Here is a 21,169-nt window from a genome sequence, read left to right as displayed (position 1 = left end):
CGCACCGGTGCACGGGCGGGGGCGCGCGGAGGGGGCGGAGGGGCGGGGCGGGTACGCACCGGTGGGGGCGTCGGAGAGGGCCCGTGGCCGGCGTGTCCGGTTTCGCGTGTTCGCATCGGCATTGACCGGATATTCGCCGGGCAGTGATCCCTTCTCATCGATCGCCGCACGGCTTCAGGGAGTACTCATGGCAGCCAGGCCACTCATTCCGCGCCAGCTCAACGAACGGCTCCAGGCGCTCATTCAGGAGGCGGGCTGCTCCAACGCCGGCCTCGCCCGCAGGGTCAACACGGTCGGCGCGGAACGCGGCCTCGACCTGCGGTACGACAAGACGTCCGTGGCGCGCTGGCTGCGCGGGCAGCAGCCACGCGGCCGGGCGCCCGGGATCGTCGCGGAGGCGCTCAGCCGCAAGCTGGGACGCACGGTCACGGTCGACGAGGTCGGCATGGCCGGCGGCCGGAACCTCGCCGCGGGCGTGGGCCTCCGGTTCGCGCCGACCGTGCCCGGGGCGATCGAGCAGGTCTGCGAACTGTGGCGCAGCGACGTGGGGAACCGGGACTTCCTGTCCGGCTCCGCGGTGGTCTCCTCCGCCCTGGTCGAGCCGAGCCGGGACTGGCTGATCACCGGCCCGGACAGCCACGTCGCCCGCACCGCGGGCGCCCGCGTCGGCGTCTCGGACGTGGCGGCGGTGCGGGAGACGACGGCCTCCCTGGTGGACCTCGACCGGCGCTTCGGCAGCGGGCACGTGCGCCCGGTGGTGGTCCACTACCTGGACAGCGTGGTGGCGGGGATGCTGTCCGGCTCGTACCGGGAGGCGGTGGGAAGACAGCTCTTCGGGGCGGCCGCCCGGCTGACCGAACTCGCCGGGTACATGGCGGTGGACACGGGGGAACCGGGCCTCGCCCAGCGGTACTACATCCAGGCGCTGCGGCTCGCGCAGGCGGCCGGGGACCGGGGGTACGGCGGCTACGTGCTCGCCGCCTCGATGAGCCACCTCGCCGCGCAGCTCGGAAACCCCCGGGAGATCGCCCAGTTGGCGCGGGCGGCGCAGGAGGGGGCGCGCGGGAAGGTGCCGCCCCGGGCGGAGGCGATGTTCCTCGCGGCGGAGGCGCGCGGGCACGCGCTGATGGGCGACGTCCGCGCCTTCGAGGCGGCGGCGGGCGGCGCCGCGCGGGCCCTGGAGCAGGCCGACCCGGAGGCGGGGGACGAGCCCGCGTGGATCACCCACTTCGACGGGGCGTACCTGGCCGACGAGATGGCCCACTGCTACCGGGACCTGGGGCGCGCGCGGGAGGCGGCGCGCGCGGCGGAGGAGTCGATCGCCGGGCATCCGGCGACGCGGACGCGGCGGCGGGCGATCGGCCTCGCCCTCCTCGCCTCGGCGCAGGTCCAGCAGCGGGAGGTGGAGCAGGCGTGCCGGACGGGCGCGCGGGCGCTCGAACTCCTGGGCACGCTGCGCTCGTCGAGGGGCGCGGAGTACCTGGAGGACCTGAAGGAGCGCCTGGAACCGTACGCGGCGGAGCCGGCGGTACGGGAGTTCGGGGTGCGGATGGAGCTGTCCGTGGCGTAGGCGGATCGCCCCGGCCGGGGTCCCGGACCCGTCCGTCCGCCCCCTCCGTCCGCTCGCGTGAACCAGTTGTGTAACCGGTCTCACACGTGTGTGCGGAGCTCCAGGCCCACCCGGTAGCGTGAACCGACGATTCCGTAGGTCCATCAGTAGGAGTCCCGGTGACGCAGAACGGACAGGGTCCGGAGCCGCAGTACCCGGCGGTGCCCCCCGCGCACGACGGTGCCCCCGGGGGAGCACGGCCGTGGGACGGCGCCTGGGGCTCCGCCGACGGCCGGCCGGGCGGGCAGCCGCTGCCCCCGGCGCAGCCGCTGCCCCCGGAGGCGGCACCGGGCGCCGCCGACATGCAGTCCACCCAGTACCTCCCGCCGGTCCGGGACCCGCAGCCGGGGTACGGCTATCCGCCCCCGGCCGACGCGGACATGCAGGCGACCCAGCACATCGCGCCGGTGCCGGGCGGGATGCCGCCGGTCCAGGGCTCGCGGCCGGGGTACGGCTACCCGCCCCCGGCCGGCGCCGACATGCAGGCCACGCAGCACATCGCGCCGGTCCCGCCGCGGCGGGACGGGGGCGACTCGACCCAGTTCCTGGGCACGGGTTCGCTCCCGCACCAGGGCCGGGGCGGTCACGAGGGCCAAGACGGTCACGGCGGTCACGGCGGTCACGGTCCCGGCGGCCCCGCCGGGGCCTCGGACGCGACCCGGTACATCACCCCCGTGCCCCCGGCCGAGCCCGGGGAGCGGCAGCCGCCCGCCGAGTTCGACAGCCTGTTCCGTACGGAGGCCCCCCGCGCCCCGCAGGGCCACCAGGCGCCGCCCCCGGCCCCCGCTCCGTACCAGCAGCCCCCGCAGCACCACTACCAGCAGCCCCCGCACCACCAGCCCCCGCAGCCTCCGCAGCAGTACGGCTACCAGGACGCCTACTACGACGACGAGGAGCCCGCGCCGCGCCGCAAGTCGCCGGTCGCGCTGATCGCCGCCGTCGTCGTCGGCTGCGCGGCCGTCGGCCTCGGCGCCGGGGCCCTGCTCAGCGGCGGGGACGAGGAGAAGACCTCCGGGACGGGCGGGAAGCCGGTGGCCGGCTCCGTGGCGCCCTCCACCGGGGGGCGGAGCGAGAAGCCGGCGGACCCGGCCGACCCGGCGGAGCCGCAGGCGCGGGAGCTGGGCAAACTGCTCGCGACCAGCAGCGACAGCCGTGACACGGTGATCAGTTCGGTCGAGTCCATCAAGCAGTGCAAGAACCTGGACAAGGCCGCCTCGGACCTCCGGGGCGCCGCCGAGCAGCGCCGGAGCCTGGTCACCAAGCTCCAGTCGCTGTCGGTCGACAAGATCCCGGACAACACCACCCTGACCGCCGCGCTCACCGAGGCGTGGAAGGCGTCGGCCGCCGCCGACGACCACTACGCGGCCTGGGCCGACCAGATGAAGTCGGACAAGGCGTGCAAGGGCGGCAAGGCCCGCTCCACCAACCAGCTCTCCGCGGCGAACGCCAAGAGCGGCGAGGCCACCCGGGCCAAGCGCAGGGCGTCCGGACTGTGGAACCCGACCGCTGAGAAGTACGGACTGGAGAAGCGGTCCCCCACCCAGCTCTGAGCGCCGCCCCGCCGATCGGGGTGGAGACCGGCGGACCGGGACGGGCGGACCGGCTCGTCCGGCTCCGCCCCGGTGCGCCGGGGTCTCGTCGTGCGGGTCAGGCGAGGGAGGTGAACGTGGTGCCCTCGCCGGCGTACAGGGGCGTCACCTGGCGGGTGAACACCGAGTTCCACGCGCCCGTCGAACGGTAGACGTACGTGCCGGCCGCCCCGTACGCGACCAGGTCGGGGCGGCCGTCGTTGTCGAGGTCGCCCGCGCCGACGAGCTGGGAGAAGGCGTTCCAGCCGCCGCCGACGCGGACGCGGGGGGCGAAGGTGCCGTCGCCCTTGCCGAGGTAGAGCCAGAGGACGCCGTCCTTGTCACGGGCGACGAGGTCGCCGGCGGACGCGCCCGCGACGTCGCCGGTGGCGGTGATCTGGTTGTAGGCCCCCCAGCCGCCGCCGATCCTGACGCGGGACGCGAAGGGCGCGGACCAGTTGCCGGTGCCCTTGTAGAGCCAGAGGACGCCGGCGGTGTCGGTGGCGAGGAGGTCGGACCGGCCGTCGCCGTTCAGGTCGCTGCCGCCGGTGAGCTTGTTGTAGGCGCCCCAGCCGCCGCCGACCCGGATGCGGGGCGCGAAGGTGCCGTCGCCCTTGCCGAGGTAGCTCCAGAGGACGCCGGAGCCGTCGAGGCCGACCAGGTCGCCGTGGACGGCGCCCCCGGTGTTCCCGACGGCCTCGATCTGCCGGTACGCGTTCCAGCCGGAGCCGACCGGGCTCCGCCGGGCCGCCTTGACCTGCCCGTTCACCGGCCGGTCGCGCAGGTCGTCGCGCCACAGCACGCCGGCGGCGTCCCGGGCCAGGAGGTCGGTGGAGCCGTTGTCCGTGAAATCGTGCGGGTTGGGCGTCCGGCCGAGTTCCATGCGCCGGACGTCCCGGACGGTCTCGCCGATGCCGTCGACCTGCGTGGCCTCCATCGCGACCGTGTACGTGCCGTTCGGCGCGTCTTCGGTGAAGGGCGTGAGGGATCCGAAGACCTCGCCGGCCCAGTCGAAGGAGAAGCGGGAGGTGCCGTCCGTGACGGGGGCGAGGTACTGGCGGAAGACCTTGCCCGTCGCGAGGTGGGTGACCGTCACGTGCATGGTGGCGTCGGGGCGCGACAGCGTCCACCCCAGCGCCACCTTGCCGCCGCTCCTGTCGAGGTCGACCGTCGCGGGGACGTGCGACCGCACGACGGCCGGCGGGGCGCCGAGATCCATGTCCGCGATCCTGGTGACGGTCAGGGAGCCGTCCTCCGCGCTCCCCAGCCGGAACAGGCCGCGGGTGCCGTCGGGCCGCTCGCCGCTGACCACGGAGGTGCCGTCGCCCGCGGCCGCCAGGCCGGTCGTACCGGACCCGCCGGTGACGGGGCGGCTGTCGCCGGAGGACAGGGAGTAGGCCCGGACGCCCGCCCGCGGGTTCCCGAGGATCAGCCACGCGCCCGCGAGCGCGGTGAGGTCGGTCTCCGCGGAACTGAGGGTCTTCGTGGTCCGCGTCGGGTTCTCGCCGCGCGAGACCGCCGTGAGGGTGATCGCGGTGCCCTTGCGCTCGTACCAGCCCACGTACGACTCGGAGAACAGCAGGTGGCTGAAGTCGATGCCGCCCTCGGCGGCGCCGTACGTGAGGACGACGGTTCGGGAGGCGAGGTCGATGACGGACCGGCCGCCGGCCGTCGAATCGCTCTTGTTGGCCATGTGGCCGACGAGGACCTGCCCGTTCACGATCGGCGCGTCGCTCCAGAAGTGCTGGGCGCGGGCGGGCAGACCGGTCACCGGCTCGGTGTCGAGCACGGCGCCGTTCCTGGTCACCACGAGCAGCTCCGCCTCGCCGTCGCCCTTCTGCACCTGCGCGAGGACGCTCGTCGGGCCGAGGACGGTCACGTAGGAGGCGTTCAGGGAGGAGAGGTCGATGGTCACGCCCGGGGCGGCGGGGTCGGCCATGTTCCGCAGGGTGACCGCGCGCATGTCACGGGCGGACGGCGTGTCGCCGACGACGAGCACGTCGCCGCCGGCCGAGGCCCATCCGCCGCCGGCCGGCACCGTGACCGGGGTCGGCGCCCCGCCGTCGTACGGGGTCCAGAGCAGTGCCGAGGCGTCGGCACCGGACGGGAACCGGTCGTGCGTGAGAAAGCCCGAGGGGCCTGTGGCCAGGACTTCGGCGCCCGTCGGGAAGACGGGCAGGGCACCGGTCTCGGCGGCCGCCCGGACGGCGGGTGCCGCGAAGGCCGCCGGTGCCGTCGCCAGGGTGCCGGTGCCGAGGACCGTGACGGCGAGGACCGCCGTGACGGCCGGGGCGAGGCGGGTGCGGGTGGTGCGGAATGGCAAGGCGAACCCCTCTGAGGACGGTGGGCACGGGAGTGCCGCGCCCGATCGGACTCGTGGGCGGGGGGAATGGTTGCGCGAGGACGCGGCTTCTTCCTGAACGCACCTGAACGCACCTGAGCGGGTACCGGCGGTGATCACCGCCCGGTGCGGCGGAAGGCGTCGCGGGGAAGCGCCCCGCCCCCCCCGCGAGGCGGGAAGGGGCTCAGGAGGCGCCGAGGACGGTCGCGCCGACGTCGACGAAGCCGGGCCGCTGCGCCACGAGGCGCCCCTGCCGGACCACCTGGAAGGTCACCTCGTGGTTGACGATCCGGGGGAAGCCCGGGGCGCCGAGCAGGTCCTCGTACTTCCAGCGCAGGGTGGGGGTGAGGCCCCCGGTGTCGATCCGTTCGCCCCGGTCGAGGGCGCGGGAGACGTGCTCGGCCGTGACGCGGTCCCGGTCCAGGCCCTCGACGACCTCCTTGAGGACCGTGTACGCGATCCAGGTGGTCTGGACGCCCGGGTCGGCCGGATCGACCCGGTTGTCCACGAACGCGTGCTCCTTCACGACCTCGCGCATCGGCGCCCATCTCCGGTCGTCCGCCTCCGGGTACCAGCCGGTGACGAGCGCGCCCTCGAAGGGGCCGCGGGCGCCCCCGGTGCTGTCGATCACGGGCTGGCCGACGCTGCCGAGGATCGAGGAGATCCGCACGTCACCGCCCTTCGCGCGCTCCTCCTCGGGGAGGCGGCGGAAGGAGTCGAAGAAGATCTGGGTGCGTTCGCCGAGCACGGCGGTCACGCAGCCCCTCCCGTCCCCGCCCCCGGCCGCGGCGCGGGCCCGCCCGGCCTGCCGGGTGTACTCGGCGGCGTCCTCGGCGGCCGGGACGTCGACGGCGCCGCGGTGGCGCGCCCCGCGCAGCCCGGCGTCGAGCAGGTCGGGGAACCGGTCCCCGGCGAGGGTGTCGGGCCGGACGAGGGAGACCTTGTCGCAGACCTCCGCCAGCTGCCGGCCGTGTCCCGCGACGAGGGTGGCCTGACCGCCGTTGACGGGGTACGAGAGCGGGCTGGTGAACTCGTCCTCCGTGATGCCGTACCCGCCGATGTACGGGATTCCGGCCGCTTCGAGGGGGGCCATGAAGGCCCGGCCGTTCTGGCTGTACGAGCCGACGACGGCGACCGCGTTCTCGCGGACGGCCCGGCGGGCGCAGGCGGCGGCCCCCGCGGAGGTGTTCTGCTCGTTGCAGGTGAGGACGCGCAGCTCGTGGCCGTCGATGCCGCCGCGGGAGTTGACCCACCGGGCGTACGCCTGCGCCATGGCGGGCATGCCGGGCATGTTGGTCGCCCGGGTCCGGTCGGGGGCCCAGGTCATCACGGTGACGGGCTCCCTGGAGCCCCCCGTGGCACCGGGGAGCACGCCGCACCCGGTGAGCAGCGACGCCCCGGTCGCCGCGGCCGTGACGTACGCGAGAAGTGGGGTCAGTCGCCTGCCGCTCATGGGCGCCCACGCTTCCGGCCCGTCCGTAACGCGGAAGGGAGCGAGGGTTGACGCTGCGTGACGAGGGGGTGAACAGCGGGGCGGGAGGGGGCGCATCCGCCCGGCCGGGAAGGGAACGTACGATCGAACGGTGTCCAGTTCCGTGTCCAGCCCCCTCCCCGGCCAGGCGGCCGGTTCCGGCCCCGGTCCGGCCTTCGGTCCCGGCCCGGTCCCCGGTCCCGGTTCGGTGAACCCTTCCCGTCGCGGCCGTCGCTCCTCCACCATGGGCGGCATGCCGCTCAACGACATGCCGTGGTGGCGCTGGCGCAGCAACGTGCGCTCGGCGCTGCACATGCTCTCCGACCCCGCGTTCCACGAGACGGTCTGGCTGGCCGGCCGGGAGGGGTACGGCGACGTCACCGACGCCGTCTACCGCCTGGTCGAGGAGACCTGGCTCGACAACTGGTCCGCCGAGAAGTACGTGGGCGCGATCTTCCGGGACTCCGGCGAGGCCGCCCTCGTCGATGTCGCCGTCCTGCGGGTGCTGCGCATCCTGCACCAGGTCGGACCCGACGCGCCCGTCTCGGCGTACCTGGAGCACCAGGGATGGCCGGAGGCCGTACGGGCGGCCCGCGAGGCCCACGTACGGCTCGCCCTGGCCGACGGCGAGGACCCCGACACGCCGCCGCACTCCCTCGACGCGCTCCGGGCCGCGACCCGGACGTGAGGCGTTCCGCCTGACGGACGGTGCGCCTCCGTCCCGGCCGGATGTGGCAGGCTGACAGGATGACCGACCAGTACGTCCTCACCCTCTCGTGCCCCGACAAGCAGGGCATCGTGCACGCCGTGTCGAGCTTCCTCTTCGTCACCGGCTGCAACATCGAGGACAGTCAGCAGTTCGGGGACCGGGACACCGGCCTCTTCTTCATGCGGGTCCACTTCTCGGCCGAGGCACCCGTGGACGTGGAGGAGCTGCGGGCCGGCTTCGCGGCGGTCGGGGACGCGTACGGCATGGAGTGGCGGATCAACCGGGCCGACGAGCGCATGCGGGTCGTGCTCATGGTCTCGAAGTTCGGGCACTGCCTGAACGACCTGCTGTTCCGCTCCCGGATCGGGGCGCTGCCGGTGGAGATCGTCGCCGTCGTCTCCAACCATACGGACTTCGCGGAGCTGGTCGGCTCGTACGGGCTGCCGTTCCGGCACATCCCGGTCACCCGGGACACCAAGGCGGCGGCGGAGGCGGAGCTGCTCGACCTCGTGCGGGAGGAGAACGTCGAGCTGGTCGTCCTCGCCCGCTACATGCAGGTCCTCTCCGACGACCTGTGCAAGCAGCTCTCCGGCCGGATCATCAACATCCACCACTCCTTCCTCCCGAGCTTCAAGGGCGCCAAGCCGTACCACCAGGCGCACGCCCGGGGCGTGAAGCTGATCGGGGCGACCGCCCACTACGTGACGGCGGACCTGGACGAGGGCCCGATCATCGAGCAGGAGGTCGAGCGCGTCGGCCACGAGGTCACCCCCGACCAGCTCGTCGCCATCGGCCGCGACGTGGAGTGCCAGGCCCTCGCCCGCGCCGTCAAGTGGCACGCGGAGCACCGCATCCTCCTGAACGGCCGCCGCACGGTCGTCTTCGCGTAGGGCGCGCGACGGAGGCCCCGCCCGCCCTCCGGGCGGACGGCGCCCCTTCCGGCACGCGCCCCGGCGCGGACCGGTCCGTCACAGCCGGCTCAGCGACACCGCCGCTCCCAGGACGTCGCGGATCGCCTCGCGGTCGCCGTCCTGGCCGACCGCCGCCTCCTCGGGGGAGACGCGTCCCGCCACGAGCCGGCAGAACTCGACGCCGTCCATCGCGACCTGCGCCACCGCCAGCTCCGGGTCGCCGAGCGCGGCCGGGGAGTCGAGGGCGATGTACCAGTGGCCGCCGCCCGCGCCCTCGATCTCCAGGTGGAGGGAACGGCCGGGGGAGCCCGCCGTGACCAGGCTCCGGGCGGGCGAGGCGAGACCGGTGCGGCGGCGGTCGGCCAGGGCCGCCGGAAGCTGCCGCGCCGCCAGGTCGACCATCCCGTGCAGGTGGGCGCCGCAGGGCGGGTCGTACGGGTACGCCACCGCGTGCGCGATGTCGTCCGCGTGCAGCCAGCACGCGAAGGCCCGCTCCAGGAGCGAGTCCCGCAGCGGCAGCGCGAAGTCCTTGTAGGTGACCGTCAGGTCGGCCACCTCGCGCCCGGCGAACGAGGCCGCGCGGATCAGGGCGTGGCTCTGGTCCCGCCAGGGCTCGCGCAGCGCACGGCCCGGCGGCCGCTCCAGAGCCGACCAGAACGCCTCCGTCCGCTCGGTCGGCGACAGTTCGGGCGTGCCGGCGCCCAGCGGGTCGTCGAGTCCGAGGGCGGTGGACACCAGGCCGTCCACCGCGAGGAGGTGGCCGATCACCCCGGCGACGGTGGACTTCCGCCGGGCCGGCCGGTCCTCCTCGTACCACGCGAGCCGCACCGGCGCGTGCCACTCGGAGTCGCCGATGTCCCGCAGCAGCGCGTCGAGCCGGGCGGTCTCCGCGTCGTACGGCGTGACCCAGCCGGGGATCGGGACGCGGGCGGGGCGGCGCCCCAGGCAGCTCTCCAGGACCCGCGAGCGCAGCAGCGGGTCCAGGTCCAGGTCGCGGTCCTCGTGGAGCAGGGCCACGGCGTCGCGGAGCCGCAGCGCCTCGTCGGCGCACGGGGCGCAGTCGGTGAGGTGGTCCTCGACGGCCCTGGTCTCCCCGGCGGAGCACGCCGAGAGCGCCCAGGCCCCGAGCAGGGACTTGAGCACTCCGTGGGTGAGGACCGGCGCCTCCGGCACTTCCCGGCCCGTCGCCGTCTCCCTCTCCGTCGTCGCCCCCGTTGTCTTCGGCTTCGTCTTCGGCTTCGGCTTGGTCTTCGGCTTCGTCTTCGTCATCAGGTCCGTCGCCGGGGCCGCGGGGCCGGCCGCCGGCCGGTGCGGTGTCCGGGGGACGCGCGCGGCGCCCTCCGCCCCGCTCACGGCATCCGTCCGCAGTCGGGCGGGGAGGTCCCTCCGAACGGCCGGGTGTGCGCCGTGGAGAGGAGCTGGAGGCCGAGCCTGAGGCGCCGGCGGGCCTCGTCCTCGGTGACCCCGAGGTCGGCGGCGGTCTGCCGGTAGTCCCGCCGCCGGAAGTAGGCGAGTTCGAGCGCCTCCCGCAGCGGCGTGGGCATCGACGTCACGATGTAGTCGGCGCGGGCCGCCACCGACACCCGCCGCACCTTCCGCTCCAGCTCCTCGGCGGTGCCGGCCCCGGTCTCGGCGTACGCCGTCGCCTCCGTCCGCCGCAGCCGGTGCACGGCCCGCCGCTGGGTCAGCCCGGCCACCCACGAGCGCATGCTCCCCTGCCGGGGGTCGTAGGCGTCGGGGTGCTCCCAGATGTGGCAGAAGACCTCGCGGGTGACCAGGTCGGCCGCGTCGTCGTCGTCGAGGACCCGGTGGGCGAGGCTGTGCACCAGCGAGGCGAACCGGTCGTACAGCTCCCCGAGGGCGGCGGCCTCGCCGCACGCCAGCCGCTGCTGCATCCTGCGGTCCCAGCGCGGTGGTGTGTCCTTCGCCATGCGCTCCTCCGCCCCCTGCCGGCCTCCCGGTTCCCTTCCAAAGTAATGCGCCGTGCAGAGAACGCACTCCTGTTTGCCGCAAGTGCGCCCTTGACGCGGGCGTGGATGGTAAGGAAGGCGGCGCCCGTCGCGGGACGTCCTCCGTCCCGGGTCCGGCGCGCGGAGCCCCGGACGCGTCCCGTCGGACGGTGACGGAGCGTCGATGCCGTCCGGTTTCCTCCGACCCGGCCGTCACGGCCCGGAGTCGGACACCTGCTCCGGTACGCTCCGTGGGATGCGAGCGCGCGCCGAACCGGATCGTCCCGGCGCCGCCCCCGGGGCGGCTTCGGAACCGGGGCCGTGCGCCGTTCGCGCCCCCCGGGAGCGCCCCGTGCGCTCCTGTTCGACTCCCCGCGGAGTGCGTCGCACAGTATGGACCACGCGTACTCCTTCGCGCTGGAATATGCCCGAAGCGGTTGTTGCGGTGACTGTACGTCAACCATGCTGTGCCGTAAGGGAATCACGTTCCGTAAGGACGTCGATGGCTGTGAGGCGCGAGGCGATGTGTCCGCCGGTTCGGATGGTGTGAACGGTGCAGGTGCTTCAGGTTCAGTTGCAGGTCGGGCCCGACCCGGCGGAGGTGGGGCGGGCCCGGAGGTGGGCCAGGTCGCGGCTCGCCGGTTCGGGCGTGAAGGAGGACGAGCCGCTGGCGGAGGCGCTGGTGCTGATCATCTCGGAGCTCGTGACCAACGCCGTGGTGCACACGGGCTGTCCGGCCGTGCTGCGGATGCTGTTCGCGGCGGAGGGCCGGGTGCGGGTCGAGGTGGCCGACGCGAGCGACCGTCCGCCGCGGCCCCGCCGCGCGGAGGGCGACGACACCAACGGGCGCGGTCTCGAATTGGTGGACGGCCTCGCGGACCGGTGGGGCTGGCAGGCCGAGGGCACCGGCAAGAGCATCTGGTGCGAGGTGGACCGGGCCCCGGTCCCGCCCGTGCCCGTGGTGACGCCGGCGGCCTCGGTGGCGCCCGGCCGGGTGCCCTGTTGACGGTTCATGACGTTTTGCCCACCCTGGGGTGAGTGATCCGTGGCGAGGGGAGTCGAGGGCCGCGCGCCCTCGGCGAGTACGGATCGCGTCCGGGCGGCGGCGGCCGTGCCGTGCTCGGGGCGCGCACGAGCGCGCCGCCGCCCGGACGCCCACCCTTCCGGGGCGGCCCCGGGTCCGCGTCCGCGTCCGGGGCGCGGAACGACCCCACCGGGCCCGACCGTTCACGCGGATCGTCCCGTCTCCGCGCCCGTGGCGCGGAACGTGCGCCGGTAGGACGACGGGGGCACCCCGATCGCGCTCATCAGGTGCGTCCGCAGTGACTGCGCCGTGCCGAAGCCCGCGTCCCGCGCGACCCGTTCGACCGGCAGGTCGGTGGACTCCAGGAGGTGTCGGGCCCGTTCGATCCGCTGCCGGGTGAGCCACTGTCCGGGGCTGATGCCCGCCTCCTCGCGGAAGCGGCGGGTGAACGTCCGTACGCTCATCGCCTCGCGCCCGGCCAGGTCCCGCAGCCGGATCGGCTCGTGGAGATGGGCGAGCGCCCACGCCCTGGCCGCCGTCGTGCCGTGCGTCCCGGCCTCCGGCAGGGGCCGCGCGATGTACTGGGCCTGGCCACCGTCCCGGTGCGGCGGCACGACGGTCCTGCGGGCCACGTCGTTGGCGACGGCCGCTCCGTGGTCGCGGCGCACGATGTGCAGGCACAGGTCGATCCCGGCGGCCACGCCCGCCGAGGTGAGGATGTCGCCGTCGTCGACGAAGAGCACGTTCGCGTCCACCCGCACCTTCGGGAAGAGGCGCTGGAAGTGCTCGGCGGAGGCCCAGTGGGTGGTGGCCGGGCGCCCGTCGAGGAAACCCGCGGCGGCGAGCACGTACCCGCCGGTGCAGATGGAGACGAGCCGGGTGCCGGGCCGGATGTGCGCCAGGACGGTGGCCAGTTCGGGCGGCAGCCTGCCCTCCTCGTGGACCGGCCCCAACTCGTACGAGGCGGGGACGACGACCGTGTCGGCGGTGGCGAGGGCCTCCGGACCGTGCTCCACGTGGAGGGAGAAGTCGGCATCGGTACGGACCGGGCCGGCGGTCGGGGCGCAGGTCACGACCTCGTACAGGGGCCGCCCGTCCGGGGCCAGGGCGCGGCCGAAGATCCGGTGGGGAATGCCCAGTTCGAAGGGGAGGAGGCCGGGCAGGGCGAGGACGGCGACGCGGTGCGGCGACGGCTGCGGCACGGGTGGTGCTCCCTCCGGAAGCGATGGTGGTGCGGGCGGAAAGTGAGGGTGGGGCCGGATGAAGAGCGGTGGCGGTGCGAGCGGAAACCGACGGTGGTCCGGACGAAAAGCAGTGGTGGTCCAGACCTGTTGCTGGTAGCTGTTCTTGTTCGTGACGGACCTTACGCGCAAGCGCGCGATCCCCGAACGGACTCCCGCACCGGCCGGGCCCCCGCCCCTCTGGAACCGCGACTTCCGGCTCTTCTCCGTCGCCCGGGGCGTCGCCGTCTTCGGCGAGGGCATGGTTCCGGTCGCCTATGCCGCCGGGCTCCTCGGCGCCGGACACCCCGGCTCCGCCGTCGGCTACGCGCTGGGCGCCTGGACGGCCGCGTTCGCGCTCTTCGTGCTCTTCGGCGGCGTCCTCGCCGACCGGTTCACCGCCCGGCGCATGATGATCCTCGCGGACCTGCTGCGGCTGCCCGGCGCCGCCGTCCTCGCCGTCTCCTTCGCGCTCGGAAGTCCACCCCTGTGGGTGGTGTACGCCCTCTCCGTCGTCAGTGGCGTCGGCGCCGCCCTCTTCCAGCCGGGCGTCGCCTCCACGATCCCGCGCATCGCCCCCGACGTGCAGCGCGCCAACGCCGTCCTGCGGGTCGTCGAGGCCCTGACGGTCATGGCCGGTCCGGCCGTCGCGGGCCTGCTCGTCGCCTTCCGGGGCGCGGGCGCCGCCTTCGCCGTCAACGGTGCGACCTTCGCCGTCAGCGCCCTCTGCCTCGCCCTGACACGGATCGCGCCCCTCCCCTCCGACTCGGTCCGGCGCGCCTCCCTCGGCACCGAACTGGTCGGCGGGTGGCGCGAGTTCCGGTCCCGAAGCTGGCTGTGGGGCGTCATCTCCATCTGGACGGTGTACGGGCTGACCGTCGCCGGGCCCATGGTGCCGCTCACCGCGAGCCTGGTCACCGGGGAGCACGGCTCGGCCGCGTACGGCGTGCTGATGGCCGTCAACGGCGCCGGGAGCGCGGCCGGCGGCCTGCTCGCGCTGCGGCTGCGCCCGCGACGGCCGCTGGCGTCGGGCGCGGTCGCCCTGCTCGGCCTGCCGGTGAACCTGGTCCTCCTCGGCCTGGGCGCGCCCGTGGCGCTGCTCGGCGCGGGCCAGTTCGCCGGCGGGGCCGCCTTCGCCTTCTGGCTGGTGATGTGGTCCACCGCCGTCCAGACGCACGTCCCGCAGGAGGCGCTGAACCGCATGCACGCCTACGACGTGGCCGGATCGCTCCTGATGATGGGCGTCGGCCGCGCCCTGTCCGGGCCGGTCGCGGCGGCCCTCGGCACCGAGCACGTCCTGCTCGCCGGGGCGGGCGTCGCGGTCCTCGTGGTGGCGGCCCTCCTCGCCGTCCGCCCGATCAGGACGCTGCCGCGGGTGTGACGCGCGGGGGGAGCGGTCGCCCGCCCGTCCGGTGCGTCCCCGCCCGCTCGGCGCGCCTCCATCCGCCCGACGCGCTCGTCCGGCGTACCCCCGGCACCCCCGTGGCCCGATTCCTTGCAAACCTGTCGTCCGGGCCAGTGGTGGCGGCCGGCGGCGGCCCGGGATGCTCGACCGCATGGCCCAGACAACCCAGACCCCCACCCGCACGCCCGGCGACGGACCGGTCCGCACCCCTCGTGTCCACCGCGCCTGGTCCGTCGCGGCGGTCACCTTCGTCACGATCACCGGAGCCGCGGCCTTCGCCTCCCTGCCGGGCCTGCTGATCGAGCCGCTGCACGGCGAATTCGACTGGTCGCGCGGCACGATCGGCCTCGCGGTCTCGGTGAACCTCGCCCTCTACGGGCTGACGGCCCCGTTCGCCGCCGCCCTCATGGACCGCTTCGGCATCCGCCGGGTCGTCGCGGCGGCCCTGGCGGTCATCGCCGCCGGTTCGCTCCTCACGGTCGGCATGACCGCCCCCTGGCAGCTCGTCCTCTACTGGGGCGTCCTCGTCGGCCTCGGCAGCGGCTCCATGGCCCTCGCCTTCGCCGCGACCGTCACCCACCGCTGGTTCACCGCCCGCCGGGGCCTGGTGACCGGCATCCTCACCGCCGCCGGGGCGTCGGGCCAGCTCGTCTTCCTGCCGCTGCTCTCCTGGCTGGTCGAGCACCACGGCTGGCGGCCCGCCGCCGTGACCACGGGGCTCGCCGCGCTCGCCGTCGTCCCGCTCGTCCTGCTGCTGCTCCGCGACCACCCGGCGGACGTCGGCCTCGCCCCGTACGGCGGGGAGTACGCGGACAAGCCCGCCCCCGTCACGGGCGCCGCCCGCCGGACCGTCGCCGTCCTCCTCAAGGCGGCCCGCACCGGCCCCTTCTGGCTCCTCGCCGGGTCCTTCGCGATCTGCGGCGCCTCCACGAACGGCCTCGTCAAGACGCACTTCGTGCCCGCCGCCCACGACCACGGCATGCCGGTGACGGCGGCGGCCGGACTGCTCGCCGTCATCGGCGTCTTCGACGTCGCCGGCACGGTCGCCTCCGGCTGGTTCACCGACCGCTTCCCCGCCCGCAGGCTGCTCGCGGTCTACTACGCGCTGCGCGGAATCTCGCTCTTCTTCCTGCCGGTCCTGCTCGCGCCGTCCGTGCACCCGCCGATGCTGTTCTTCATCGTCTTCTACGGCCTGGACTGGGTGGCCACCGTCCCGCCCACGATCGCCCTGTGCCGCGAGCACTTCGGCGCGGATTCCGCGATCGTCTTCGGCTGGGTCCTCGCCTCCCACCAGGTCGGCGCGGCCGTCGTCGCCTTCACGGCCGGCCTGGCCCGCGACGCCTTCGGCACCTACGACGTCGTCTGGTACGCGTCGGGCGCCCTGTGCGCGGTGGCGGCCCTGATGGCCCTGGTCATCGGCGGGTCCCGGACGGAGACGGCGCTCCCGGCGGGAGCGTGATGTCCCCAGGCCGTGGCGGCGCTGCTCACCCGCCCGGCGCGGCAGGGCTGGTGCGGCTCGCTCCTGGTGTGGGGCGCGCTCGCCGTCGTGGGCGTCTTCACGGCGGGCGGGGTCTTCCTCCACGTCACGGGGTGACGGCCGGGTCCGTACGCCGGGGGCTCCCCGTCATTCCGGGAGTTACGGGAGGGCTCGGCCCGGGTCCCCCTCCAGCCAGGACGGGTCCGCGAGGAGGGTCTGCAGTTCGTCGACGAGCCGGGCCGTGTGGAACCCGTCGGCGGCGGCGTGGTGCACCTGTACCGCCAGGGGGAGCAGGGTCCGGCCGTCCCGCTCGGTGTAGCGGCCGAGCGTGAAGATCGGTGCGAGGTGGTCCCAGCCGTTGCCGCCGATGTTGAGGTTGAACCCGGTGAAGGACGCCCAGGGCAGGCTCGACACGTCGAACGCGTTGGCCGGCGGCGCTCCTCGGGGGAAGAAGTCGGTGGCGCGGGCGTGCTCCGCGAGCAGGGGGGCGGCCACGTCGTGGAACGCGCCGAAGTCGGGGTCGTGGTCGGCCCACACGCACGCGAACGTCTCGCGTTCCGGGTTGAACACCGTGAAGGCGGGGTGGACGACGGGCCAGACGGCCGGTTCGCCCGACGCGGTGAGGCACATCCTGAACTCGTCGTGACGGTTGACGACCGTGGAGAGCGCCCAGACCTGCGCGACGTAGGACTTGCGCCGCGAGCGCCGCAGGGCCGCGGCGAACGCGGTCACGTCCAGCTCCACCGTCATCGAGTACGTGCACGGAACGAGCCGGCGGTAGTGCTCGAAGTGCTGTCGGCGCGGCCACGTGTCGAGGTCGATCGGGAGGGGAACGTCCATCCGGTCATCGTGTCAGCCGCCGGGCGGGAACCCAACCGGATTGCCGGGCCCGCCCCTTCGGACGGCAGTCCGCTCCGGACGGCAACCCGCCCCTTCGGACGGCGGCCCCCTCCGACCGGCGGCCCCCTCCGACCGGCGGTCACGGCACCGGGGGCCGGGGCGGGCGCCGCCGCGCGAGGCTTCAGGCGCGCCCGGCCCTCGCCGCCCGGCGCGCGATCGCCCGCGCGATCCTCTCCGCGTCGATCGCCAGCTCCCGGAGCATGCCGCTGATCGGGTTGGTGAACCCGGTGAAGTACAGGTCCGGCGCCTCGCGCGGGCAGCGGGCGCCGTGGACCACCGGCCGTCCCCGGTCGTCGAGCACGCCCAGGTGGCCGACGAGCGGTTCCAGGGCGCGGCGGTAGCCGGTCGCCGCGATCACCGCGTCCGGGGTGATCCGGGTGCCGTCCGCGAGGAGGACGTCGTCGCCCTCGAAGCCCTCGACGGCCGCGACGATCTCGACCTTCCCGGCCCGCACGGCGTCGACCAGACCCACGTCCTGCACCGGTATCGCCCCCTGCCGCTGGCGGGTGGCGAGACCGCTGTCCGGCCGGGGCAGCCCGTACGCCGTGAGGTCGGGCGCGGCGGCGCGGGCCATCACCGCCCCCAGCCGGTCCACCACGGCCACCGGCAGCCGCCGCACCAGGATGCCGGTGCGCTGGGCGGGCCAGCCGAGCGTCGTGCGGCGCACGATGTGCGGGACCGTCCGCACCGCGAGCCGCACCCGCGCCGCGCCGCCCCCGGCGAGGTCGGCGGCGATCTCGGCGCCCGTGTTCCCGGCGCCCACGACCAGGACGTCCTTCCCCTCGTACGGCCCCGGGTTCCGGTACGCGCGCGCGTGGCTCAGCTCGCCCCCGTACGTCTCCCGTCCGGGCCACTCCGGGAGGTACGGGGTGTGGTTGTACCCGGTGGCCACCACGACCGCGCTCCCGGTGAGCCGGCGCCCGCCGGTCGCGTGCAGGACCCAGTCCTTCCCGGACCGCTCGACGCGGAAGACCTCGACGCCCGTCACGACCTCCAGCTCGTGCTTCTCGGCGTACGTCTCCAGGTAGCGGACGACGTCGGCGCGGGCGACCCAGCGGCCGAACGAGCGGGGCACCTTCAGGCCGGGGAGCCCGGAGAGCCGCCGGGTGGTGTGCAGGCGCAGCCGGTCGTAGTGGGTGCGCCAGGAGGCGCCGACGGCGTCGGACCTCTCCAGGACGACGGCCCGCACGCCCCGTCCGCGCAGGGCGGCGGCGACCGCGAGGCCGCCGGGCCCGCCGCCGACGACGTACACCGGGGGGACGGGCGGGGCGGGGGGTTCGTGCGGGGTGGTGACCATGTAGGCCGAGCGTAATGACGTGTACACGTGGTGGGTCTCGGCCGGGAGGGGGTTCGGTTGCGAATCGGTCACGCGCCCGTCCCCTCCCGGGTGTTCAGAGCGCGCCGATGTTCCGCCAGAGCTGGCTGCTGCTGCCCGCGTTGCAGGTGGTGCCCATGACGAACGGCGCGGCCGTCAGGCACTCACCGGTGTTCACGTTCTTGAGGGTCCGCCCGGAGGAAGTCGTGGCGCCGATCTTCCACGACTGGAGGCTGGAGCCGTTGCAGGCGGCGGCGGTCGCGCCAGGGGTCCCGTTCGGCTGGAGGCAGTGGCCGGTCTTCTTGTTGACCAACCGGAAGGTGCCGTTGGCGCCGGGCGAGTAGGTCCAGGCGTACGAGATGGTGCCGCTGTTGGGCGCGGAACCACACGTGTAGGTGTTGGCGGAGATGGCGTACCCCGGGTTGGCCTCGGCCAGGCACTTCCCGTTGGAGGCGTTCTCCAGGGAGTACGTCCCCGAAGGCGCCGAACCGCCGCCGCCGGTCGCCGGGGGCGGTGCGGGCTTCTGGGTCGTCGGCTGCGGGGCGGGGCGGGTCGTCGTCCCGCCGCCGGAGGGCACGGTCGGGTTCGATCCCCCGCCGCCTCCGCCCCCCGCGCCGGAGCCGGAGCCGGAACCGGAGCCGGAGCCCGATCCGCCGGGCAGGGAGCCGGTGCCGGTGTCGGTGCCGCCGCCTCCCCCCGCGCCGCCGCCTCCGCCGCCCCCGGCGGGCGGGGGCACGGGCGGGAGCGGGGCGCCGGGGGAGGCGCCCGGCGGAGTCGAGGACGCCCCCGTGGACGGCGACTGCGACGCCGTGGGCGTCCCCGTGGAGGGCGTACCCGTCCCCGGCGAGGCCGTCCCGGGCACGGCGGCGGGCTGCGAGGCGACGACGGACGGCGACGCGGAGGTCTCCGGGGCCGCGCCGAGCCGCCCGATCTCGTACGGGCCGAGGGCCACGGTCAGGGTGGTGCCGGTCGCCACGACGACGGGCACGGCGAACGCGGCGATCCGGTTGCGCCGCTTCCGCCGCTCACCGGGCACGTTCCCGGCGGCGCCCACCGCGCCGGGGGAGAGGGTCACGGGCGCGTGCGGGCCCTGCGGAGTGAGCGAGGCCGTCGGCACGTCGGGGACGCCCGTGACGGCCGGGTCGGTCCGCTCCAGCTCCGCGAGCTGTTCGGCCGTGGGAGCGCCGGAGGCGAACTCCGCGCGCTCACCGATGCGTTCGGTGACGGCGGCGGGCCACGCGGCCCCTTCCGCCCCCTTCGCGGCGAGGGCGGTCAGCTCGTCGGCGGTCGGCCGGTCCGCCGGGTTCTTCGCGAGACATCTCCGTACGAGCTCCGCGAGCGCGGGGTCGTCCTGCGCGAGGCGTCCGACGTCGGGCTCGGAGTGCACGACCCGGTACAGCAGGCCGGGACCGGAGCCGTCGCCGAACGGCGGCCGACCGTTCGCCGCGTACAGCAGGAGGCTGCCGAGCCCGAACACGTCCGCCGCCCCCGTCAGCTCCCGGTCCGCGACGGCCTGTTCGGGGGCCATGTAGGCGGGCGTGCCGATGACCATGCCGGTCCTGGTCAGCCGGCTCTGGTCGGCGGCGCGGGCCACGCCGAAGTCGATGAGGGACAGGCCGTCCCCGGTCAGCATCACGTTGGACGGCTTGAGGTCCCGGTGCACCATGTCGGCGCCGTGCACCACCGCCAGCCCGGCCGCCGCGTCCCGCAGGAGCCGCCACAGGACCGCGCCGGTCAGCGGACCGCCGTTGAGCCGGATCGCCTCGTTGAGGGTGATCCCCGGGATGAACTCGGTGGCGAACCACGGCGGCTTCGACGTGCGGTCGCTCGCCAGGAGCTTGGTGTTGGCCCCGGCGGGCAGCCGGGCCAGGTTGTCCAGCTCGTGCCCGAAGTGGCTCAGGAAGTCCGCGTCCTCCGCGAGGATCGGCAGCACCCGCTTCACGGCGGCGAACTTCCCCGGCACGGCGCCGAGGTAGACCCGCCCCATGCCGCCGGACCCGAGCACGCCGAGCAGCCGGAACGCGCCGATCCGTCGCGGGTCCTCCGGCTCCAGCGGCGTCGCCCCGCTGCCGCTCAGACCGTCCGGGCTGGAATTGTTGTTCGACTCCCCCTGCATGGGCGTCAGCCTAACCGAGCTGTCGACCACCAGGGAGCCGCCAACTGTGTTTCGCTGCAACGCAGTTGAAGGAGCGATGAAAGAACGATGAAGTCCCTGGTGGGGGGCCGCCGGGACGGGGCCCGGCCCATCGGGCGGGCCCTAACCGGACCGGACCGGAAGCCCGCGCAACAAGGTGTCGAGGAACACCTCGAACGGCGGTTCTTCGGGCGCGTTCCCGGCCGCGCCCAGCCACCGGACCACCCCGAATCCGAACACCTGCCAGCTCAGCTCGGCGTCCCCCTCCTCCGCACCGGCCGCCCGGAACGCCGCGACGACCCGCTCCCGCAGCCGTGCGAACGACTCCGGGTGGTGACGGTGGGGGCGGGCGACGTGAGCGGCGTACCCGGGCACGGCCAGGAACTCGTCCCGCATCGCACACGCGAGCCGCGCGAGCCACTCCCGCCAGTCGCCGGCCCCCGGCTCGTCCCCGGGCAGTACCCGCTCGACCATGACCTCGCTGACCAGGTCCAGCACGCCGTCCCGGTCGGGCACCCACCGGTACAGCGACGAGTGCGACACCCCGAGACGGGACGCCAGCTCCCGCATGGTGAGCGTGTCCACGTCCCCTCGCAGCGCGGCCTCGACGATCAGCTCGCGACTGAGGCGCGCGGGCCGCCCGGGCCGGTTTCCGGTCGTGTTCCTCGGGTTCGTGGTCATCGGGGCAAGGCTATGCCGGACTTATTAGTGACCAGCGGTCACTAATACCTCTACACTCGCGCCCATGGACACAGGAGAGACGCGCGGGACCGGAGTGCACGAGATCGACGCGACCGGTCTGCCCATGCCCGAAGCCCAGGACCTGGTCCTGCGCGAACTGCGCGCCCTCACCGAACGGGCCGCCCCCTTCGCCGCCGTCCTCCTGATGCCCGCGCCGGAAGGACGCCCCGCCGGCGGCCCCGCCACCGACCGCGTCCGCGCGCTCAGGGAACTCCGCCCCGGCCTGACGGCCCACTGCCGGGGCCTCGCCTTCGTGGCACCGGCCGACATTCCGCGGGAACGGGCCAGGGCCGTCCACAGCGGCGAAGGACTCTGGGGCTGTCCGACGACGGCCACCCAGGACGCGGAGGCGGCACGCGCCTGGGCGCGGAGCCGGTGACCCGGACACCGGGCCT

At 74.8% G+C, this 21,169-nt stretch carries 18 protein-coding genes; 9 read left to right on the top strand and 9 right to left on the bottom strand.

What is annotated here, in order from left to right; genetic code table 11:
• The first annotated feature begins 187 nt into the window (after positions 1-187).
• Together ACZ6AQ_RS04785 and ACZ6AQ_RS04780 are read left to right on the top strand one after the other, a co-directional pair.
• Entirely contained in the window at positions 188-1,570 is a 1,383-nt protein-coding gene (locus tag ACZ6AQ_RS04785) for a transcriptional regulator (RefSeq protein WP_468757479.1), read from the top strand.
• Positions 1,571-1,728: 158 nt separating this feature from the next.
• Positions 1,729-3,159: a hypothetical protein gene (locus tag ACZ6AQ_RS04780; RefSeq protein ID WP_468757477.1), complete on the top strand. Its 1,431-nt coding sequence runs from the start codon at positions 1,729-1,731 to the stop codon at positions 3,157-3,159.
• Positions 3,160-3,256: 97 nt separating this feature from the next.
• Here ACZ6AQ_RS04780 and ACZ6AQ_RS04775 read toward each other — a convergent pair whose 3' ends face one another.
• Together ACZ6AQ_RS04775 and ACZ6AQ_RS04770 are read right to left on the bottom strand one after the other, a co-directional pair.
• A complete protein-coding gene (locus ACZ6AQ_RS04775; RefSeq protein ID WP_468757475.1) occupies positions 3,257-5,500 on the bottom strand; it encodes an FG-GAP repeat domain-containing protein in 2,244 nt (747 codons plus the stop codon).
• A 202-nt stretch (positions 5,501-5,702) separates the two neighbouring features.
• Entirely contained in the window at positions 5,703-6,971 is a 1,269-nt protein-coding gene (locus tag ACZ6AQ_RS04770) for an ABC transporter substrate-binding protein (protein ID WP_468757473.1), read from the bottom strand.
• Positions 6,972-7,233: 262 nt separating this feature from the next.
• On the opposite strand from ACZ6AQ_RS04770, the gene ACZ6AQ_RS04765 reads away from it, so the two are divergent.
• Positions 7,234-7,677, top strand: coding sequence for an SCO4402 family protein (locus tag ACZ6AQ_RS04765; protein WP_468757847.1), 444 nt, complete (start codon positions 7,234-7,236; stop codon positions 7,675-7,677).
• Positions 7,678-7,736: 59 nt separating this feature from the next.
• Entirely contained in the window at positions 7,737-8,588 is an 852-nt protein-coding gene (gene purU / locus ACZ6AQ_RS04760) for a formyltetrahydrofolate deformylase (protein ID WP_388688333.1), read from the top strand.
• Positions 8,589-8,666: 78 nt separating this feature from the next.
• Here the strand turns inward: purU and ACZ6AQ_RS04755 are convergent, their stop codons facing one another.
• Both ACZ6AQ_RS04755 and ACZ6AQ_RS04750 read right to left on the bottom strand, forming a co-directional pair.
• A complete protein-coding gene (locus ACZ6AQ_RS04755; RefSeq protein ID WP_468757471.1) occupies positions 8,667-9,878 on the bottom strand; it encodes a zf-HC2 domain-containing protein in 1,212 nt (403 codons plus the stop codon).
• An 80-nt stretch (positions 9,879-9,958) separates the two neighbouring features.
• Complete coding sequence (locus ACZ6AQ_RS04750; protein ID WP_468757469.1) at positions 9,959-10,540, bottom strand: sigma-70 family RNA polymerase sigma factor; 582 nt, start codon at positions 10,538-10,540, stop codon at positions 9,959-9,961.
• Between the two features lie 571 nt (positions 10,541-11,111).
• Here ACZ6AQ_RS04750 and ACZ6AQ_RS04745 point away from each other — a divergent pair.
• Positions 11,112-11,564 (top strand): ATP-binding protein, encoded by a 453-nt coding sequence (locus ACZ6AQ_RS04745; RefSeq protein ID WP_388688325.1) that lies wholly within the window; start codon positions 11,112-11,114, stop codon positions 11,562-11,564.
• 221 nt (positions 11,565-11,785) lie between these two features.
• Here ACZ6AQ_RS04745 and ACZ6AQ_RS04740 read toward each other — a convergent pair whose 3' ends face one another.
• Complete coding sequence (locus ACZ6AQ_RS04740; protein ID WP_468757467.1) at positions 11,786-12,784, bottom strand: GlxA family transcriptional regulator; 999 nt, start codon at positions 12,782-12,784, stop codon at positions 11,786-11,788.
• Positions 12,785-12,929: 145 nt separating this feature from the next.
• Here ACZ6AQ_RS04740 and ACZ6AQ_RS04735 point away from each other — a divergent pair, with 145 nt between their 5' ends.
• From ACZ6AQ_RS04735 to ACZ6AQ_RS04725, 3 genes are all read left to right on the top strand, one after another.
• Positions 12,930-14,183 (top strand): MFS transporter, encoded by a 1,254-nt coding sequence (locus tag ACZ6AQ_RS04735; RefSeq protein WP_468757465.1) that lies wholly within the window; start codon positions 12,930-12,932, stop codon positions 14,181-14,183.
• Between the two features lie 175 nt (positions 14,184-14,358).
• Entirely contained in the window at positions 14,359-15,666 is a 1,308-nt protein-coding gene (locus ACZ6AQ_RS04730) for an MFS transporter (RefSeq protein ID WP_468757463.1), read from the top strand.
• 12 nt (positions 15,667-15,678) lie between these two features.
• Positions 15,679-15,801: a hypothetical protein gene (locus ACZ6AQ_RS04725; RefSeq protein WP_468757461.1), complete on the top strand. Its 123-nt coding sequence runs from the start codon at positions 15,679-15,681 to the stop codon at positions 15,799-15,801.
• 42 nt (positions 15,802-15,843) lie between these two features.
• Here ACZ6AQ_RS04725 and catA read toward each other — a convergent pair whose 3' ends face one another.
• The 4 genes from catA to ACZ6AQ_RS04705 form a co-directional block, all read right to left on the bottom strand.
• Positions 15,844-16,524, bottom strand: coding sequence for a type A chloramphenicol O-acetyltransferase (gene catA / locus ACZ6AQ_RS04720; protein WP_468757459.1), 681 nt, complete (start codon positions 16,522-16,524; stop codon positions 15,844-15,846).
• Positions 16,525-16,705: 181 nt separating this feature from the next.
• Positions 16,706-17,881 carry a flavin-containing monooxygenase gene (locus ACZ6AQ_RS04715; RefSeq protein ID WP_468757845.1) on the bottom strand — a complete coding sequence of 392 codons (1,176 nt, stop codon included), beginning with the start codon at positions 17,879-17,881 and terminating at the stop codon, positions 16,706-16,708.
• A gap of 94 nt (positions 17,882-17,975) precedes the next feature.
• A complete protein-coding gene (locus ACZ6AQ_RS04710; RefSeq protein WP_468757458.1) occupies positions 17,976-20,015 on the bottom strand; it encodes a serine/threonine-protein kinase in 2,040 nt (679 codons plus the stop codon).
• 141 nt (positions 20,016-20,156) lie between these two features.
• On the bottom strand, positions 20,157-20,714 hold the full coding sequence (locus ACZ6AQ_RS04705) for a TetR/AcrR family transcriptional regulator (protein WP_468757457.1): 558 nt from the start codon (positions 20,712-20,714) through the stop codon (positions 20,157-20,159).
• Positions 20,715-20,778: 64 nt separating this feature from the next.
• Here ACZ6AQ_RS04705 and ACZ6AQ_RS04700 point away from each other — a divergent pair, with 64 nt between their 5' ends.
• The gene (locus ACZ6AQ_RS04700) at positions 20,779-21,153 is read left to right on the top strand and encodes a hypothetical protein (protein ID WP_468757455.1); all 375 of its coding nucleotides are present in this window, start codon (positions 20,779-20,781) and stop codon (positions 21,151-21,153) included.
• The last annotated feature ends 16 nt before the right edge of the window (positions 21,154-21,169 follow it).

Source organism: Streptomyces sp. NPDC041191 (assembly GCF_055591945.1).
Note: the sequence above shows the minus strand (reverse complement) of the source record. Positions and strands in the feature narration are given on the sequence as shown.